A 16620-nucleotide genomic window follows, 5' to 3' on the forward strand; every position below is an offset into this window, starting at 1 on the left:
ACCGGGAACGCACTATGAGTTTGCCTTTAGTTAGCATCGTCATCCCGTCGTACAAGACCGGCCATTTCGAGACCTGCCTGCGCTCCGCGCTGGGCCAGAGCTACCCGAACATCGAGATCCTGGTCAGCGACAACTGCCCGACCGAGGCGATCAAGGATATCTGCGCCAAATACAGCGGCCATCTGATTTACCAGCGCAATTCGGCGATCCGCGAGCAGAACGTGCTGACCGCGCTGTTCGCGGCCAAGGGCAAGTTGATCAAGCCCCTGTTCGACGACGACGTACTGCATCCGTTCTGCATCGAGCGCATGGTCGCGACCATGAACATGGACCCGGAGATTCAGCTGGTGTTTTCGGCCTCGCAGGTGATCAACGTCGACAACGAGCGCACCGAAACGCGCCGTCCGTATGAGGCCAGCGGCAGCATGCCGGCGCGCGATATGCAGCGCAGCATGGTGCTGGGCATGCGCAATTTCGTCGGCGAATTCAGCTCCATCATGTTCCGCCGCGAGCGGCTGTGGGAAATCGGACGCCACCTGTTCAAGTATCACAACCATGATTGCACCCTGGGGCTGGCCGACGTCGCCGCCTACTTCAACCTCGCGCGCGACGGCAAGGTGTTCTACATCGATGAAGAGCTGTCCTACTTCCGCCACGACCGCCGGCTCGAATCGAACTCCAACCCGAACAGCAATCCGAACTTCGGCTACTGCTTCTCCGACTACATCGACCTGCTGATCGAATCGGCCGACATCGGCATCGTCGGGCCGGAGGAGCTGGCGGTGATGGCGCCCACCGTCGACGACGTGGCCGCGCGCCTGGGCGGCGTGTTCCCGATGATGGCCACTTCGCAGCAGCGTTTCCACGCGAAGGTGGCGGCAAACCGCGAGGGAGCGCCGTCATGATGGACCAGTGCCGGCTGATCGACCTGCCGCCGCACCACGACGTGCGCGGCAACCTGTCGGTGATCGAGGGCGGCGTGCATATTCCGTTCGATATCAAGCGCGTCTACTACCTGTACGACGTCCCGGGCGGATCGGCGCGCGCAGGCCACGGCCACATCGAGCTGCAGCAGCTGTTCGTCGCCATGTCAGGCAGCTTCGACGTCATCGTCGATGATGGCTTCGAGCGCAAGAAATTCCAGCTTAATCGGTCGTACTACGGCCTGTACGTGCCCGGCATGATGTGGCGCGAAGTCGAGAACTTCTCGTCCGGCGCGGTGTGCGTGGTGATGGCCTCGACGCTGTACGACCCAAAAGACTATTATCACGACTACGACGAATTCGTGGCCGCGGCAAATCACCATAAGCGAGTGTCACCATGAGCGTTCCCTTCCTCGACCTGAAAGCCATCAACCTGTCGCAAGCCGAAGAACTGGAAGCGGCGTTCAAGCGCGTGCTGCACTCCGGCTGGTATGTGCTGGGCGCCGAAACGTCGGCCTTCGAAGCCAGCTTCGCCACCTACTGCAAGAGCAAGCACGCCATCGGCGTGGCCAACGGCCTCGATGCGATCTTCATGATCCTCAAGGCCTACGGCGTCGGTCCCGGCGACGAGGTGATCGTACCGTCCAACACCTTTATCGCTACCTGGCTGGCGGTGAGCGACTGCGGCGCCACGCCGATCCCGGTGGAGCCGACCGCCGACGGCTTCAATATCGACCCGGCGCTGGTGGAGGCGGCCATCACGCCGCGCACCAAGGCCATCCTGGCGGTCCACCTGTACGGCCAGACCGCCGACACGGACCCGCTCAAGGCGCTGGCGGCCAAGCACAATCTGAAACTGATCGAGGACGCCGCGCAGTCGCACGGCGCGCTGTATCGCGGCGGCGTGGCCGGCCAGTTGGGCGACGCGGCGGCCTTCAGCTTCTACCCGGGCAAAAACCTGGGCGCGCTGGGCGACGGCGGCGCCGTCACCACCAGCGACGACGACCTGGCCGACAAGATCCGCACCCTGCGCAACTACGGCTCCAAGGTTAAATACTACAACGAGGTGCCGGGCTATAACTCGCGCCTGGACGAGGTGCAGTCGGCGCTGTTAAGCGTCAAGCTGCCCAAGCTGAACGCGGACAACGCGCGCCGCCGCGCCATCGCCGCCATCTACGACCGCGAGCTGGCTGGCATCGCCGGCCTGGCCCTGCCGTTCGTGCCCGATTGGGCCGAGCCGGTATGGCATCTGTACGTGGTGCGCCACGCGCAGCGCGACGCCCTGGCAAAGGCGCTGGCGGACCAAGGCATCGGCACCATCGTCCACTATCCGGTGCCGCCGCATCTGCAGCCTGCCTACGCCGATCTGGGTTACGCCGAGGGCGCGTTCCCGCTGGCCGAGGCGATCCACCGCGAGGTTCTGAGCCTGCCGATCGGTCCGACCATGAGCGACGAGCAGGCGCTTGAAGTGGCGGCCGCCGTGCGAAGGTTCTGCTCCGTATGATTCATCCAAGCGCCATCATTTCGCCGAAGGCCAAACTGGGCGCCGGCATCAGCGTCGGCCCCTTCACGATCATCCACGACAACGTGGACATCGGCGACGGCGCCGTCATCGACGGTTACTGCGAGATCGGCTATCCGACCCCGCTGGCCGAGGGCCAGCCGCTGGTGATCGGCAAGGGCGCGCGCATCCGGTCGCACTCGGTGTTTTACGAAGGCTCGCGCTTCGGCGACAGGCTGGTGACCGGCCACCGCGTGGTGGTGCGCGAAAAAACCGTCGCCGGCATCGCCTTCCAGATCGGCACCATGAACGACATCCAGGGCGACTGCCAGATCGGCGATTACGTGCGCTGCCAGTCGAATGTCTTCATCGGCAAAATGTCCAAGGTCGGCAACTTCGTCTGGCTGCTGCCCTACGTGGTGCTGACCAACGATCCGCACCCGCCCAGCAATATGCTGATGGGCGTGGAGATCGGGGACTACGCCGCCATCGCCGCGATGTCGGTGATCCTGCCCGGCGTGAAGGTCGGCGAGCGCGCGCTGGTGGCCGCGCACAGCAAGGTGCACCGCGACGTCGCCGCCGGCACGGTCGTCGCCGGCAATCCGGCCGCCTTCCTGTGCGACGCCAGCAAAATTAAACTGAAGGACGGCACCGGCGCGCCGGCCTACCCGTGGACCACCCACTTCAAGCGCGGCTACCCGGCGGACATCACCGACGGCTGGGACGCCGGCCCTTCGGCCTGACCAGCGACGCGGCCCGAAGCCCATGACCCGGCAACTGCACGCAGCCATGGCCGCCGGTAATCTGGCGGAAGCAGGCACCCTGGCGATGGCGCTGGCGGGACTGGGCGAACTGTCCGTCATGGACCTGATCGGCGTGGCCGGCCTGCTGGCCGCGCAGGGCAAGACCGAACAAACCATCGCCTTGTACACGCTGTGGCTCAGGCACTGCGACTCCCCCCTTGAATATGTGGCGTGGTACAACCTGGCCGTGGTGCGCACGCAAGGCGAGGACGACGCCGGCGCCGAACACGCCTACCGCAAATCCCTCACACTGCGTCCCGGATTCACCGAAAGCCAGCTCGGTCTGGGCGTGCTACTGGAGCGCAAACGCCAGCCGCAAGCGGCGCTGGCCTTGTGGCGCGAGGCGCTCGACGCGCTCGAGGCGGTGCCGCCCGGCGCGCCGACGGCGGCGACCCCGTTGCAGGTACGGCTGCTTAACAACATCGGCCGGCTGGCGGAGGCGCAAGGCGATCCGGCGCAGGCCGAGGACGCGCTGCTGCGCAGCCTGCAACTCGATCCGAAGCAGCGGCTGATCGTGCCGCTCTGGATAGACCTGCGGCTCAAATTGTGCGCATGGCCGGCGCACGGCTTCGTGCCGGGCGTGAGCGAGACGGCGTTACGGCACCACACGTCGGCGCTGGCGATGCTCAGTCTCGACGACGATCCGGCGCGGCAACTGGCGTGCGCGCGGCGCGAGGTGGCGATCCATTTTCCTCCGGCGCCGACGACGTTGTCCGACCAGGACGGCTACACCCACCGCAAACTGCGCGTCGGATACCTGTCAGGCGGTTTCGGCGCGCATCCGACCGGCCGCATGATCGCCGAGCTGCTGGAGCTGCACGACCGCGACAACATCGAAGTGTATGGCTTCTGCTGGAGCGGCGAGGATCATTCGGCGCTGCGTCAGCGGCTGCTGCGCGGCTTCGACCTGCATGTGCCTATCGGTCCGCTGAACGACATGCAGGCGGCGCAAGCGATCCGCGCCCACGAAATCGACATCCTGGTCGACCTGCACGGCATGCTGCCGGGCGGACGGCCGGGCATCCTGAGCCACCGCCCGTCACCCGTGCAAATCGGCTGGCTTGGACAGGCCGGCACCAGCGGTAACAGCCGCGTCGACTACATTCTGGCCGACAGTTTCGTCCTGCCACCCGAACTGGCCGGGCACCATAGCGAAAAACCGCTGTATCTGCCGCAGTGCTTCCAGCCGCAGGATCGCCGCCGCCCGGTTCCGCCGCCGCCATCGGTCGGCGCGCGCGCCGAATACGGCCTGCCCGACGACGCATTCGTGTTCTGCTGCTTCGGCGCCGCCGAGCATATCGTCCCGGAGCGCTTCTCAACGTGGATGCATATTCTGCAAGCGGTGCCGGGCAGCGTGCTTTGGCTGCGGACCGACAGCGAACAGGTACGCGACAACCTGCGCCTGGCCGCGCTGCAGCGCGACATTTCCAGCGACCGCCTGTGCTTCGCCACCACCGCCGCCGGCGGCGAGCCGCAGCTGGCCCGTTATCGGGCGGCGGACCTGTTCCTTGACACCGGCCCGCACAACGCCGGCGCCATCGCCGGCGACGTGCTGTGGGCCGGCCTGCCGCTGCTCACGCGCGCTGGCGGCAGCTTCGCCAGCCGCGTGTGCGGCAGCCTGCTGCGGTCGGCCGGCTTGCCGGAACTGATCGCCCGCAGCGAAAAACAGTATGTGACAAAGGCGATCCGGCTGGCCACCCATCCGAAAGAACTTGCCCGCCTGCGCAACCGCCTCGCTAAGAACCGCACCAGTGCGCCGCTGTTCGATACGCCCGCGCTGGTGCGCGACCTGGAACGGCTTTACCTGCGCGTGGCGCGTGGCACGCTCAAACGCGGCCGCCGCAGCGCTCTCCGGCAAATCAAGCAGGCCGCGGACGCCGGCCCGCCGCTGGTCAGCATCCTGATTCCGGCCTCAGACCCGCTGCCGCTGGCGGCCACGCTGGCGAGCGCGCTGGCGCAAACCCACGTCAACTGCGAAGTGATCGTCAGCGACAGCAGCCCGCAAGGCGCTTGCCTCGCGTCGCTCAAACCACTTTTGAAAGCGCACCGGCGCCTGCGCTACAGCCACGCGCCTGGCCTCGGCGCGCTCGACAACCTCAATCACTGCCTGGCGCTGGCGCTTGGCGAGTACATCACCGTCGCGCCGCCGGGCGACACGCTGGCGCCGGAAAAAATCGCCGTCATGCTGGCCTACTTCGTCGACCATCCGCGCGTGGGCCTGGTGGCCGCCTGGCGCCAGCCGCGCGCGCCGGACGGAACGCCGCTGCCGGCGGCCCCGCTGTTCCCGAACGAGCTGCTGATCGACGCCGCTTCGCTGGCCAACATGCTGCTGGGCGGCGACGTTGGCGACAGCGGCGCCGCCGCCGCCATGTGCGCGCCCGGCGCCCTGCTGTTCAAGCGCGCCACGCTCGGTTACGCGGGCGGCCAGGCCTTCGGCCGCTTCGGCGAGCGCTCCTATATCGAACGCGCCAACGTGGCCACCGCCCTCGCCGCCCTGGCCGGGGGCGACTACGTCTATCTGCCAAAAGCGCTGTCGACCTGCCCGGCGGCGCCGCCGTCAGCGGCGGCGCCGGTCGCCGCGCTGGACGCCGCCCTCGAAAGCCTGCTGCTGCTGCACCAGGCGCGCGAACAAGGCCACGACTTCGGCGCGCCGGCGCGCTTCAAGGAACTGCTGGCGGCGCGCCTGTCTGAACTCAACGCCCTCGTAGCGGGCCGATATCCACAGCTGGCCACCACCGCCGGCGACCGGCTCGAGGCCGTGCAACAGGCCATGCGGATGGCCTGCGAGGCCCTGCTCGCGCCATGAAAATGCTTGCCGCTTTGCGTTGCCTAATAACAACGCGGATGGCCTTGCAACGGGCGATCCCCGGGTACAATCACAGGTTCTCCATCCGCTCACACACGCAAGCATGAAAATCGTCGCGCACCGGGGTTACTGGCTCGAAGAGAGCGAAAAAAACTCGCCGGCCGCGTTTGAACGAGCCTTGGCTGGCGGCTTCGGCATCGAGACCGATTTGCGCGACGCCGGCCGCGCGGTCGTCATCTCGCACGACATGCCCGGCGGAGGCGAGATGACGCTCGATACCTTTCTGGCGCTGTGCGCGCGCTATCCGGCCGGCCGGCCGCTGGCGCTCAACATCAAGGCCGACGGCCTGCATGCGCCGGTTGCCGCTGCGCTGGCCGCCCACGCCACCGACGACGCCTTCGTGTTCGACATGGCGGTGCCCGACGCGCTGGGCTACCTGCAGCGCGGCCTGCCGGCCTACACCCGCCACAGCGAATACGAAACCGTGCCGTCGTTCCTGGAGCGCGCCGCCGGCGTCTGGCTAGACGCCTTCCACGGCGAGTGGTACCAACCCGCCGACATCGAAGGCTGGCTGGCGCAAGGCAAGGCGGTCTGCGTGGTCTCGCCGGAGCTGCATCGCCGCCCCCACCTGGACCTGTGGCGCCGTTTGCGCGCCGCCGGCCTGCACCGGCACGCGGCCCTGAGCCTGTGCACCGATTTTCCCCAAGCCGCAAAGGATTTTTTCGATGACCACGATTAAAGCGATCATCTTCGATATGGATGGCGTGCTAATCGACGCCAAGGAATGGCACTTCGAAGCGCTCAACCGCGCGCTCACGCTGTTCGGCATGGCCATCAGCCGCTACGACCATCTGGTCACCTACGACGGCCTGCCGACCAAGACCAAGCTGCGCATGCTGTCGCTCGAACGCGGCCTGCCCGAGGCGCTGCACGGTTTCATCAACGAGATGAAGCAGATCTACACGATGGAAGTGATCTACGCCAAATGCAAGCCGGTGTTCCACCACCAGTTCGCGCTGTCGCGGCTCAAGGCGGAGGGCTACCGCATGGCGGTGTGCTCCAACTCGATCCGCAACACCATCGCCATGATGCTGGAACGCGCCGAGCTGCTGTCCTTCCTCGAATTCTTCCTGTCGAACCAGGACGTGACGGCGCCCAAGCCGGCGCCGGACATGTACCTCAAGGCCATCGAGCGCATGGGACTGCGCCCGGACGAATGCCTGATCGTCGAGGACAACCCGAACGGCATCAAGGCGGCGCGCGACTCCGGCGCGCATGTGATGTGCGTGCACGATGTGCGCGAGGTCAATCACGCCAATATCACCCGCACCATCGCAGAACTGGAGGCCGCGCATGCTTAACATTATCGTGCCGCTGAGCGTCTCGTCGCCGTTCTTCGAGGGTGCCGATTTCCCGTTTCCCAAGCCGCTGATCGAAATCGCCGGCAAGCCAATGATCCAGTACCTGATCGAGAACCTGGACGGCATCGCCGAGGACAAGCGCTTCATCTTCATCCTGCGCGATGAGGATTGCAGCCGCTATCACCTCGACAGCACGGTGCGCCTGCTGGCCGGCGCCGACACCGCCATCATCCGCCTGATGCACCAGACCGAGGGCGCCGCCTGCAGCGCGCTGCTGGCGATCGACTACATCGGCGCCGACGAGCCGCTGCTGATCGTCAACGGCGACCAGGTGTTCGACCTCGATCTGAACGACTACCTGGCGCGCTTCCGCGCTGGCGGCGCCGACGCCGGCGCGCTGACATTCGACTCGGTGCACCCGCGCTGGTCGTACGCGCGCCTGGAGGACGACGGCGCCATCATCGAGACGGCCGAGAAGCATCCGATCAGCCGCCATGCCATCGCCGGCTTCTACTACTTCGCGCGCGGCGCCGACTTCGTGCTGGCGGCCCAGCATTCGATCCGCAAGAACACCAGCGTCGACGGCGTGTTCTACATCGCGCCGGTGCTCAACGAACTGGTTCTGCTGAACCGCAAACTGACCGCGCTGGCCGTGCCCAACCACGCCTACCACACCTTCTATTCGCCGAAAAAAATCGAGGAATACGAAGCCGCGCTGCATCGCCACCCCAATTGAACCGACTATGACCAAACAACTGACAGAAGCCTACATCCGCGCCTTCGACACCCGCGACCTCGACGCCGTGGGCGCCCTGCTGGCCGACGATTTTTCGCTGGAGGACCCGGTGGTCAAGCGCATCGACGGCAAGCCGGCCGCGCTGGCCATGATGAAGGGCATGTTCGAGGGCTGCCAAAAGCTGTCCTTCCGCGCCAAAAACATCTATGCCGACGGCGCCACCACCGTGATCGAATTCACGCTCGACATCGACGCCACCCACCTCGAGGGCGTCGACATCATCGAATGGCGCGACGGCCGCATGTACGCGCTGCGCGCCTACCTCGACATCCCGAAAGGCTGACCATGGAACGCTATCGACTCGACGACATGACGCGCGGCTGGTTCGTCGGCGACTTCACGCCGACCGCGCTGGCCACCCGCGCCGCCGAAGTGGGCATCAAGCATTACCGCGCCGGCGACCGCGAGGCGCGCCACTACCACAAGATCGCGCAGGAAATCACCGTGATCCAGAGCGGCCGCGTGCAAATGAACGGCGTCGAATACGCGACCGGCGACATCGTCGTCATCAACCCGATGGAGTCGACCGATTTCGTCGTGCTGGAAGACACCGTGACGCTGGTGGTCAAGGTCCCCGGCGCGGTCGACGACAAATACCTGGGCGAAGCGCCATGATCAACATCGTCGTGCCGATGGCTGGCCACGGCAGCCGCTTCGCCAATGCCGGCTACACCGATCCCAAGCCGCTGATCCCGATCGGCGGCCGGCCGATGATCGAGGTGGTCGTCGACAACCTGCGCCCAAGCCAACCGCACCGCTTCATCTTCCTGTGCCAGCAGGCGCACCTTGACCAGTACGGCCTGGGCGCGCGGCTCGAGGCGATCGCGCCCGGCTGCGCCATCGTGCCGGTGGCGCAGGTGACGCAGGGAGCGGCGTGCACCGTGCTGCTGGCGCGCGCGCTGATCGACGACGCCACGCCGCTGATGATCGCCAACTGCGACCAGTACATCGATGCGGACATCGACGACTACCTGGCGCGCATGGCAACGGAAAAGCTGGACGGCTTGATCATGACGATGGGCGCCGACCACCCGAAATGGTCGTATGTGCGGCTCGATGCCGCAGGTTCCATCGTCGAGGTGGTGGAAAAGCAGGTGGTCTCGAACGAGGCCACGGTGGGCATCTACAACTTCGCGCGCGGCAGCGATTTCGTCGCCGCCGCCGACGCCATGATCGCCGCCGACCTGCGCGTCAACGGCGAATTCTACGTCGCGCCCACCTACAACGCGATGATCGCCAACGGCGCGCGCCTCGGCTACTACAACATCGGCGCCGACCGCGCCGGCATGTACGGCCTGGGCGTGCCGGAGGACCTGGACTACTTCCTGGCCCACACGCCGGCGCGCCTGCGGGGTTAGACCGGCGCGGGCGCCCCGCGCTCGTTTTTACCGGAGACGCCAGGGTCGATCTGGTCCAGCAATTGCGCCACCGTCAAGCCGCCGCTCAGCGCAAGTTCGGTGCCGAAGGCGCGCGTGGCGTGCAGCGACGGATCAACTTCCTGGAAATGGCGCGGTATGCCGCGCCAGATCACCGAGTCGTGAATGGCCTTGTTCATGCTGATGATGCGGCCGACCACGCCCTGCTCCTGCAGCGCCAGATAGGTCATCGTGTGGTCGACGTGCGACGAGACGTGATAAGCCTCGCCGGCGCGGCTGCGCTCATACAGGCCGGTGTAGATCGCGTCGAGCACCGCCACTTCGCCGAGCAGCATGAAGTCCGGCGTCGAGTGGATCTTATTGACGTCCATGTATTCGATCATGATGTCGCCCGAACCGCGCCGTACCTGCACCACCTGCATGGCGACATGGGCCTGGTGCACGGTGACGTCGGCGCGCAGCCGGAACACGATGGCGTCGTCGCCCAGCGCGGCGCGCACCGCGCGGATGCCGGCCAGCGCCGCGTAGTACAGCTTTTCCTTGTTATTCCCGATAACCTTGCCGTAATAATTACTTTCAGTGTGCAAGATATGCTGGTCGGATACGGTCACGAAGTCGAACAGTTCGGCGTTTTCGCGCAGCCACTCGCCGTCCTCTTCCCAGCCGCTGAAGGCGATCTTGAAACCGATCGCGCGGTACACGCGCGCCATCAGGACGATGCCGGGGCGGCTGTCGTAAGGCACGTTAGGGTAGAACAGTTCGCTCGGAAACGGCGGACGAAACGGCAGCTGGGTCGGTCCGTGCAGCAGCAGCACTCTTTCAATCGCCATGACTGTTACTCCTGAGATATAGTCAGCAGAGTATAGCAAAGAGCGCCCGCCGCCGGACGGCGAAGCCGCCCTCTGTGGCTGTAGGTAAACAGGGGGCAAAACCAGTCTTGCTTTTCGTTTAGAATTCGGCGGTTCCGGTGGATAATGCAGTCTGGACATCCTTACACTCCGGAGAACGCATGAAGGCAGTCATACTGGCAGGCGGGCTGGGTACACGGCTCAGCGAAGAGACCACTGTCAAGCCGAAGCCGATGGTCGAGGTGGGCGGCAAGCCGATCCTCTGGCACATCCTCAAAAGCTATTCCGCGCACGGCATCAACGACTTCGTCATCTGCTGCGGCTACCGCGGCTACGTGATCAAGGAGTTCTTCGCCAACTACTTCCTGCACACGTCGGATGTCACTTTCGATCTGCAAAAAAACAGCATGGAGGTGCACGAGCGCCACGCCGAACCATGGAAGGTCACGCTGATCGACACCGGCGCCGACACCCTGACCGGCGGCCGTCTGCGGCGCGTGCGCCAGCACGTCGAAAACGACGAAGCCTTCTGCTTCACCTACGGCGACGGCGTGTCCGACATCGACATCGGCGCCTCGATCGCCTTCCACAAAAAGCACGGCAAGCTGGCCACCATGACGGCGGTGCAACCGCCGGGACGCTTCGGCGCCATCGACATCGACGGCCAGCGCATCGTCAGCTTCAAGGAAAAGCCGCAGGGCGACGGCGCCTGGATCAACGGCGGCTACTTCGTGCTCTCGCCGAAGGTGATCGACTACATCGACGGCGACAGCACCACCTGGGAAAAAGAGCCGATGGAACAGCTGGCCGGCGAAGGCCAGCTGGACGCCTTCCACCACCACGGCTTCTGGCAGCCGATGGACACGCTGCGCGACAAGGTGCTGCTCGAGGACCTGTGGGAAAGCGGCAAGGCGCCGTGGAAGCGATGGCCATGACGCCGTCCTTCTGGAAGGGCAAACGGGTTTTCCTGACCGGCCACACCGGCTTCAAGGGCAGCTGGCTAAGCCTGTGGTTGCAGCAGCTGGGCGCGCACGTCACCGGCTTCGCGCTCGAAGCGCCGAGCCAACCGAGCCTGTTCGCCAGCGCCCGCGTGGCCGACGGCATGACCTCCATCATCGGCGACATCCGCGACGGCGCGGCGCTGCGCGACGCCATGCTCGAGGCGCGGCCGGAGATTGTCATCCACATGGCGGCGCAGGCGCTGGTGCGCTACTCGTACGCCAATCCGGTCGAGACCTACGCTACCAACGTCATGGGCCTGGTGAACTTCTTCGAGGCGGTGCGCAACACGCCCGGCGTCAAGGCGGTGGTCAACGTCACCAGCGACAAGTGCTACGAAAACAAGGAATGGGCCTGGGGCTACCGCGAGAACGAAGCCTTCGGCGGCTACGACCCATACAGCAACAGCAAGGCCTGCGCAGAACTGGTGACGGCCGGCTACCGCTCGTCGTTCTTCAATCCTGAAAAATACGCCGAGCATGGCGTGGCGCTGGCCTCGGGCCGCGCCGGCAATGTGATCGGCGGCGGCGACTGGGCCGAGGACCGTCTGATACCCGACATGGTGCGCGCCATCGCCTCCGGCAAGCCGGTGCGCATCCGCAGCCCGCACGCGATCCGTCCGTGGCAGCACGTGCTCGAACCGCTGTCGGGCTACCTGACCCTGGCCGAGCACCTTTACACGCATGGCGCGAACTACGCCGAGGGCTTCAACTTCGGCCCGCACGACATCGACGCCCGCCCGGTCGAATGGATCATCACGCGCCTGTGCGAAAGCTGGGGCGACGGCGCCGGCTGGGAACTGGACCAGGCGCCGCAACCGCACGAGGCACACTACCTCAAGCTCGATTGTTCCAAGGCGCGCGGCCGTCTGCACTGGCAACCGCGCTGGCATTTGGGCCACACCATCGACATGATCGTCGGCTGGCACAAGGCCCATGCGGCCAAAGCCGACATGCGCGCCTTCACGCTGGCGCAAATCGACACCTACCAAAACACCGAAAACATCTAAGGCAGCAACCATGAGCGAAGCAAAAACCAAAGAACAACTCCGCGCGGAGATCAACAAGCTGGTGGCCGAGTACGGCGCGCTGGCCAGCGTGCCGAAGGCCTTCGAACCCGGCGTCACGGTGATCCCGCCGGCCGGCAAGGTGGTCGGCGCGCCGGAGATGGAACTGATGGTGGAGGCTTCGCTCGACGCCTGGCTCACCACCGGCCGCTTCAACGACCAGTTCGAGGCCAAGCTGGCCAAGATGATCGGCGTGGACTTCCTCATCACCGTCAATTCCGGCTCGTCGGCCAACCTGGTCGCGTTCAACACGCTGACCTCGCCAAAGCTGGGACCGCGCGCGATCCAGCCGGGCGATGAAGTCATCGGCGTGGCCGCCGGCTTCCCCACCACCGTCAACCCGATCATCCAGTTCGGCGCGATCCCGGTGTTCGTCGACGTCGAACTGGGCACCTACAACATCGACGTGACCCAACTGGAAGCGGCGATCTCGCCCAAGACCAAAGCCATCATGCTGGCCCACACGCTGGGCAATCCGTACAACCTGGACGTGATCGTCGCGATCTGCAAAAAGTACAATCTGTGGCTGATCGAGGACTGCTGCGACGCGCTGGGCTCGACCTACGACGGCAAGATGGTCGGCACCTTCGGCGACATCGGCACCATGTCGTTCTACCCGGCCCACCACATCACGATGGGCGAAGGCGGCGCCGTCTTCACCAACAACGCCGAACTGAAAATGATCGCCGAGTCGTTCCGCGACTGGGGCCGCGATTGCTACTGCCCGCCGGGCAAGGACAACACCTGCGGCAAGCGTTTCTGCCAGTGCTTCGGCACCCTGCCGGCCGGCTATGACCACAAGTACACGTACAGCCACCTGGGCTACAACCTCAAGATCACCGACATGCAGGCCGCCTGCGGCCTGGCGCAAATCGACCGCGCGGCCGGTTTCATCCAGGCCCGCAAGGACAACTTCGCGTATCTGAAAGAGCGCCTGCAGTCGTGCGCCGAGTTCCTGATCCTGCCGGAAGCGACCGAAAACTCCGACCCGTCGTGGTTCGGCTTCCCGATGACGCTCAAGCCGGAGGCCAACGTCGCCCGCGTCGACCTGCTCACGTATCTGGACCAGAACAAGATCGGCACCCGCCTGCTGTTCGCCGGTAACCTGACGCGCCAGCCGTACATGATCGGCCGTAACTACCGTGTCTCCGGCGAGTTGACCAACACCGACCGCGTCATGAACGACACCTTCTGGATCGGCGTGTTCCCGGGCCTGAGCCGCGAGATGCTGGACTTCACCATCACCAAGCTGGAGGAATTCTTCGGCGTCGGTTTCTAAGGACCGCCATGACCCACGCAACACGCCACCCGATCGAAACCGCCGACATGGCGGCGATCGTGGCCACGCCGGGGCTGGACTGGGAGCTGCTGCGCGGACGCACCGTGTGCATCACCGGCGCCTCCGGCTTCCTGCCGTCGTACATGGTCGAGACCATGCTGTACCTGAACGAGACGCGCGGCCTGGATATCCGCGTGCTGGCGATGGTGCGCAACCGCGCCGGCTTCGAGCGCCGCTACGCCCACCATCTGGGCGACGGCGGCCGGCCCGACCTGGTCTGCATCGAACAGGACATCAGCGAGCCGTTCACGCTGGCCGAGCGGCCGCATTACATCATCCACGCCGCCAGCCAGGCCAGCCCTAAATACTACGCGACCGATCCGGTGGGCACGCTCAGCGCCAACACGCTGGGCACGGCCGCGCTGCTGCAACTGGCGCGCGCCAGCGGCAGTCTCGGTTTCCTGTACTTCAGCAGCAGCGAAGTATATGGCGCCGCCGCCAAGGTGCCGACCGCCGAGGGCGACTACGGCGTGGTCGATCCGACCTCCGTGCGCGCCTGCTACGCCGAGAGCAAACGCATGGGCGAGAACATGTGCGTATCGTGGAGCCACCAGCACGGCGTGCCGGTCAAGATCGTTCGGCCGTTCCACACCTACGGCCCGCGCATGCTGCTCGACGATGGCCGCGTGTACGCCGACTTCGTCGCCTGCATCCTGCGCGGCGAGCCGATCGCCCTGAAAAGCGACGGCCTGGCCACGCGCTCGTTCTGCTATTCGGCCGACGCCGTCGCCGGCTTCTGGAAGGTGCTGTTCGACGGCGCCGACGGCCAGGCCTACAACATCGGCAATCCGGACGGGGAGATCAGCATGCGCGGCCTGGGCCAGCTGCTGGTCGGACTGTATCCGGAAAAAGGCCTGACCCTGAGCTACGTCGAGCGTCCGCAGGGCGACAACTACCTGGCCAGCGCCGTCCAGCGCGGCGCTCCCGACATCGCCAAGGTCCGCGCGCTGGGCTGGGCCCCGGCCACCTCGCTGGCCGACGGCTTCCGCCGCACCATAGAAAGCTATTTGTGATGATCGAAAAAAACGCCGACACCTTCGACGCCGCCTCCACCACCGCGCTGGCGCGCCGCATCCGGCTGCAATGCCTGCACATGTGCCACACCAAGCGCGCCTCGCACCTGGGCGGCGCCTTCTCCGTGGCCGACGTGCTGGCGGTGCTGTACGGCGGCCTGATGACGACCGACCCGGCGCAACCGAAGTCGCCCGAGCGCGACCGCCTGTTCTACAGCAAGGGCCACGCCTGCACCGCGCTGTACGCGACCCTGGCCGAAACCGGCTACTACCCGCTCGCCGCGCTCGACACCTTCACCGACAACGGCAGCGACTTCACCTCGCACGTCAATCACAAGGTGCCCGGCGTCGAACTGTCGACCGGCAGCCTGGGACACGCGCTGTCGGTGGCCGCCGGCGTCGCGCTTGCCGGCAAGCGCCGCCAGGCCGCCTGGCACACCTACGCCATCGTCAGCGACGGCGAGCTTGACGAAGGCTCCAACTGGGAGGCGATCCTGTTCGCGCCGCACCACCGCCTCGACAACCTGACGCTGGTGGTCGACTACAACAAGATCCAGAGCTTCGGCAGCACCGCCGACGTGCTCAATCTCGATCCGCTGGCCGACAAGTTCAAGGCCTTCAACTGGGAGACCATCGAAGTCGATGGCCACGACCACGCCGCATTGGCGGCGGCGCTGTCCAAGCAAGGCCGCAACGGCAAGCCGCGCGTGGTGATCGCCCACACCGTCAAGGGCAAGGGCGTGAGCTTCATGGAAAACCAGCTGGCCTGGCACTACAAGTCGCCGGACGCCGCGCAATTTGCCGCCGCGCGCGCCGAACTGCTGCAAGAATCCAAGGATCAAGCATGAGAAACAGTTTTATCAAGACCCTGATGGAGCAGGCGCGCCAGGACGAGCGCATCTTCCTGCTGTGCGGAGACCTGGGCTACTCGGTGCTGGAGCCGTTCGCCGAGGCTTTCCCGGACCGCTTCATCAACGTCGGCATCGCCGAACAAAACATGGTCGGCCTGGCGGCTGGCCTGAGCCTCGAAGGCTACACGGTGTTCTGCTACTCGATCGGCAATTTCCCGACCCTGCGGGCGATGGAACAGATCCGCTACGACGTCGCCTACCACGACGCCAACGTCAAGATCATCGCCGTCGGCGGCGGCTACGCCTACGGTCCACTGAGCACCTCGCACCACACCACCGAGGAACTGGGCATGCTGCGCACCATTCCGGGCATGGTGGTCACCGCGCCCGGCGATCCGGCCGAAGTGGACGCCATGACCGCCTTCATCGCGCAGCACCGCGGCCCGTGCTATATGCGCCTGAACAAGGCCGGCGAACCGCGCCTGCACGCGCAGTTGCCGGCGCTGACCCTGGGCGGCATCGTGCCGGTGCGCGTCAATAGCGACTCCGCCGCCGCCACTGCCGCCGTCTTCGCCACCGGCGACATGGTCGGCTACGCGGCGCGCTACCTGGAACAGGCGGCGCCGCACATCGATTTATACAGCTTCCCGTTCGTCAATCCGATCGACAGCGCGCAGCTGGCGGCGCTGGCTGCGCGCTACGGCCACATCGCCACGATCGAGGAACACCAGGCCAATGGCGGCTTCGGCTCGGCCATCCTCGAGCGCCTGCACGACCTGCTGTCGGACGGCGCGCTGGCGCGCTTGCCGGCGGTGCGCCGCATCGCCATCCCCAATGCTTTCGTCAGCAGCGCCGGCTCGCAGGAATTCCTGCGCGAGAAAATGGGCCTGCGACTCGACGACTGGCACGCCACCCTGTCCTGAAACCTTACCGAAAGT

General features: G+C 65.8%; 18 protein-coding genes. 17 read left to right on the forward strand and 1 reads right to left on the reverse strand.

Features of this window, described 5'->3' with window-relative positions:
- Window positions 1-14: 14 nt before the first annotated feature.
- From ACZ0BA_RS21425 to ACZ0BA_RS21475, 11 genes are all read left to right on the forward strand, one after another.
- Entirely contained in the window at window positions 15-905 is an 891-nt protein-coding gene (locus ACZ0BA_RS21425) for a glycosyltransferase (protein WP_463453192.1), read from the forward strand.
- Window positions 902-1324, forward strand: a complete 423-nt coding sequence (locus ACZ0BA_RS21430) for a sugar 3,4-ketoisomerase (protein ID WP_090327764.1) — start codon at window positions 902-904, stop codon at window positions 1322-1324. The genes ACZ0BA_RS21425 and ACZ0BA_RS21430 overlap by 4 nt, the downstream gene beginning before the upstream one ends.
- Window positions 1321-2427, forward strand: a complete 1107-nt coding sequence (locus ACZ0BA_RS21435) for a DegT/DnrJ/EryC1/StrS family aminotransferase (RefSeq protein ID WP_463453193.1) — start codon at window positions 1321-1323, stop codon at window positions 2425-2427. Before ACZ0BA_RS21430 ends, ACZ0BA_RS21435 begins: the two co-directional genes overlap by 4 nt.
- On the forward strand, window positions 2424-3167 hold the full coding sequence (locus ACZ0BA_RS21440; RefSeq protein ID WP_463453194.1) for an acyltransferase: 744 nt from the start codon (window positions 2424-2426) through the stop codon (window positions 3165-3167). Before ACZ0BA_RS21435 ends, ACZ0BA_RS21440 begins: the two co-directional genes overlap by 4 nt.
- A gap of 22 nt (window positions 3168-3189) precedes the next feature.
- Complete coding sequence (locus ACZ0BA_RS21445; RefSeq protein WP_463453195.1) at window positions 3190-6033, forward strand: O-linked N-acetylglucosamine transferase family protein; 2844 nt, start codon at window positions 3190-3192, stop codon at window positions 6031-6033.
- Between the two features lie 103 nt (window positions 6034-6136).
- On the forward strand, window positions 6137-6772 hold the full coding sequence (locus tag ACZ0BA_RS21450; RefSeq protein WP_463453196.1) for a PI-PLC domain-containing protein: 636 nt from the start codon (window positions 6137-6139) through the stop codon (window positions 6770-6772).
- On the forward strand, window positions 6759-7394 hold the full coding sequence (locus ACZ0BA_RS21455) for an HAD family hydrolase (RefSeq protein WP_463453197.1): 636 nt from the start codon (window positions 6759-6761) through the stop codon (window positions 7392-7394). The genes ACZ0BA_RS21450 and ACZ0BA_RS21455 overlap by 14 nt, the downstream gene beginning before the upstream one ends.
- Entirely contained in the window at window positions 7387-8130 is a 744-nt protein-coding gene (locus tag ACZ0BA_RS21460) for a glycosyltransferase family 2 protein (protein ID WP_463453198.1), read from the forward strand. Before ACZ0BA_RS21455 ends, ACZ0BA_RS21460 begins: the two co-directional genes overlap by 8 nt.
- A gap of 7 nt (window positions 8131-8137) precedes the next feature.
- Window positions 8138-8473, forward strand: a complete 336-nt coding sequence (locus ACZ0BA_RS21465) for a nuclear transport factor 2 family protein (protein ID WP_463453199.1) — start codon at window positions 8138-8140, stop codon at window positions 8471-8473.
- Between the two features lie 2 nt (window positions 8474-8475).
- A complete protein-coding gene (locus ACZ0BA_RS21470) occupies window positions 8476-8805 on the forward strand; it encodes a hypothetical protein (protein WP_463453200.1) in 330 nt (109 codons plus the stop codon).
- A complete protein-coding gene (locus ACZ0BA_RS21475; RefSeq protein ID WP_463453201.1) occupies window positions 8802-9548 on the forward strand; it encodes a glycosyltransferase family 2 protein in 747 nt (248 codons plus the stop codon). The genes ACZ0BA_RS21470 and ACZ0BA_RS21475 overlap by 4 nt, the downstream gene beginning before the upstream one ends.
- Here ACZ0BA_RS21475 and ACZ0BA_RS21480 read toward each other — a convergent pair.
- Window positions 9545-10396 carry a hypothetical protein gene (locus ACZ0BA_RS21480; RefSeq protein ID WP_463453202.1) on the reverse strand — a complete coding sequence of 284 codons (852 nt, stop codon included), beginning with the start codon at window positions 10394-10396 and terminating at the stop codon, window positions 9545-9547. The genes ACZ0BA_RS21475 and ACZ0BA_RS21480 overlap by 4 nt on opposite strands.
- Window positions 10397-10575: 179 nt before the next feature.
- On the opposite strand from ACZ0BA_RS21480, the gene rfbF reads away from it, so the two are divergent.
- The 6 genes from rfbF to ACZ0BA_RS21510 are packed head-to-tail and all read left to right on the forward strand — an operon-like array spanning window position 10576 to window position 16605.
- Complete coding sequence (rfbF, locus tag ACZ0BA_RS21485) at window positions 10576-11349, forward strand: glucose-1-phosphate cytidylyltransferase (protein ID WP_463453203.1); 774 nt, start codon at window positions 10576-10578, stop codon at window positions 11347-11349.
- A complete protein-coding gene (rfbG, locus tag ACZ0BA_RS21490; RefSeq protein ID WP_463454805.1) occupies window positions 11346-12422 on the forward strand; it encodes a CDP-glucose 4,6-dehydratase in 1077 nt (358 codons plus the stop codon). The genes rfbF and rfbG overlap by 4 nt, the downstream gene beginning before the upstream one ends.
- A 10-nt stretch (window positions 12423-12432) precedes the next feature.
- Window positions 12433-13758: a lipopolysaccharide biosynthesis protein RfbH gene (gene rfbH, locus ACZ0BA_RS21495; protein ID WP_463453204.1), complete on the forward strand. Its 1326-nt coding sequence runs from the start codon at window positions 12433-12435 to the stop codon at window positions 13756-13758.
- Between the two features lie 8 nt (window positions 13759-13766).
- Entirely contained in the window at window positions 13767-14831 is a 1065-nt protein-coding gene (locus ACZ0BA_RS21500) for an NAD-dependent epimerase/dehydratase family protein (RefSeq protein ID WP_463453205.1), read from the forward strand.
- The gene (locus ACZ0BA_RS21505) at window positions 14831-15679 is read left to right on the forward strand and encodes a transketolase (RefSeq protein ID WP_463454806.1); all 849 of its coding nucleotides are present in this window, start codon (window positions 14831-14833) and stop codon (window positions 15677-15679) included. Before ACZ0BA_RS21500 ends, ACZ0BA_RS21505 begins: the two co-directional genes overlap by 1 nt.
- The gene (locus ACZ0BA_RS21510; protein ID WP_463453206.1) at window positions 15676-16605 is read left to right on the forward strand and encodes a transketolase family protein; all 930 of its coding nucleotides are present in this window, start codon (window positions 15676-15678) and stop codon (window positions 16603-16605) included. The genes ACZ0BA_RS21505 and ACZ0BA_RS21510 overlap by 4 nt, the downstream gene beginning before the upstream one ends.
- Window positions 16606-16620: the final 15 nt, after the last annotated feature.

This window comes from Duganella sp. AC917, from assembly GCF_979258245.1.

Excerpts from the sequence above, each read along its gene's own strand:
- ACZ0BA_RS21425 (WP_463453192.1), top strand. The coding sequence starts at position 15 with ATGAGTTTGCCTTTAGTTAGCATCGTCATCCCGTCGTACAAGACCGGC.
- ACZ0BA_RS21430 (WP_090327764.1), top strand. The coding sequence starts at position 902 with ATGATGGACCAGTGCCGGCTGATCGACCTGCCGCCGCACCACGACGTG.
- ACZ0BA_RS21435 (WP_463453193.1), top strand. The coding sequence starts at position 1,321 with ATGAGCGTTCCCTTCCTCGACCTGAAAGCCATCAACCTGTCGCAAGCC.
- ACZ0BA_RS21440 (WP_463453194.1), top strand. The coding sequence starts at position 2,424 with ATGATTCATCCAAGCGCCATCATTTCGCCGAAGGCCAAACTGGGCGCC.
- ACZ0BA_RS21445 (WP_463453195.1), top strand. The coding sequence starts at position 3,190 with ATGACCCGGCAACTGCACGCAGCCATGGCCGCCGGTAATCTGGCGGAA.
- ACZ0BA_RS21450 (WP_463453196.1), top strand. The coding sequence starts at position 6,137 with ATGAAAATCGTCGCGCACCGGGGTTACTGGCTCGAAGAGAGCGAAAAA.
- ACZ0BA_RS21455 (WP_463453197.1), top strand. The coding sequence starts at position 6,759 with ATGACCACGATTAAAGCGATCATCTTCGATATGGATGGCGTGCTAATC.
- ACZ0BA_RS21460 (WP_463453198.1), top strand. The coding sequence starts at position 7,387 with ATGCTTAACATTATCGTGCCGCTGAGCGTCTCGTCGCCGTTCTTCGAG.
- ACZ0BA_RS21465 (WP_463453199.1), top strand. The coding sequence starts at position 8,138 with ATGACCAAACAACTGACAGAAGCCTACATCCGCGCCTTCGACACCCGC.
- ACZ0BA_RS21470 (WP_463453200.1), top strand. The coding sequence starts at position 8,476 with ATGGAACGCTATCGACTCGACGACATGACGCGCGGCTGGTTCGTCGGC.
- ACZ0BA_RS21475 (WP_463453201.1), top strand. The coding sequence starts at position 8,802 with ATGATCAACATCGTCGTGCCGATGGCTGGCCACGGCAGCCGCTTCGCC.
- ACZ0BA_RS21480 (WP_463453202.1), bottom strand. The coding sequence starts at position 10,396 with ATGGCGATTGAAAGAGTGCTGCTGCTGCACGGACCGACCCAGCTGCCG.
- rfbF (WP_463453203.1), top strand. The coding sequence starts at position 10,576 with ATGAAGGCAGTCATACTGGCAGGCGGGCTGGGTACACGGCTCAGCGAA.
- rfbG (WP_463454805.1), top strand. The coding sequence starts at position 11,346 with ATGACGCCGTCCTTCTGGAAGGGCAAACGGGTTTTCCTGACCGGCCAC.
- rfbH (WP_463453204.1), top strand. The coding sequence starts at position 12,433 with ATGAGCGAAGCAAAAACCAAAGAACAACTCCGCGCGGAGATCAACAAG.
- ACZ0BA_RS21500 (WP_463453205.1), top strand. The coding sequence starts at position 13,767 with ATGACCCACGCAACACGCCACCCGATCGAAACCGCCGACATGGCGGCG.
- ACZ0BA_RS21505 (WP_463454806.1), top strand. The coding sequence starts at position 14,831 with ATGATCGAAAAAAACGCCGACACCTTCGACGCCGCCTCCACCACCGCG.
- ACZ0BA_RS21510 (WP_463453206.1), top strand. The coding sequence starts at position 15,676 with ATGAGAAACAGTTTTATCAAGACCCTGATGGAGCAGGCGCGCCAGGAC.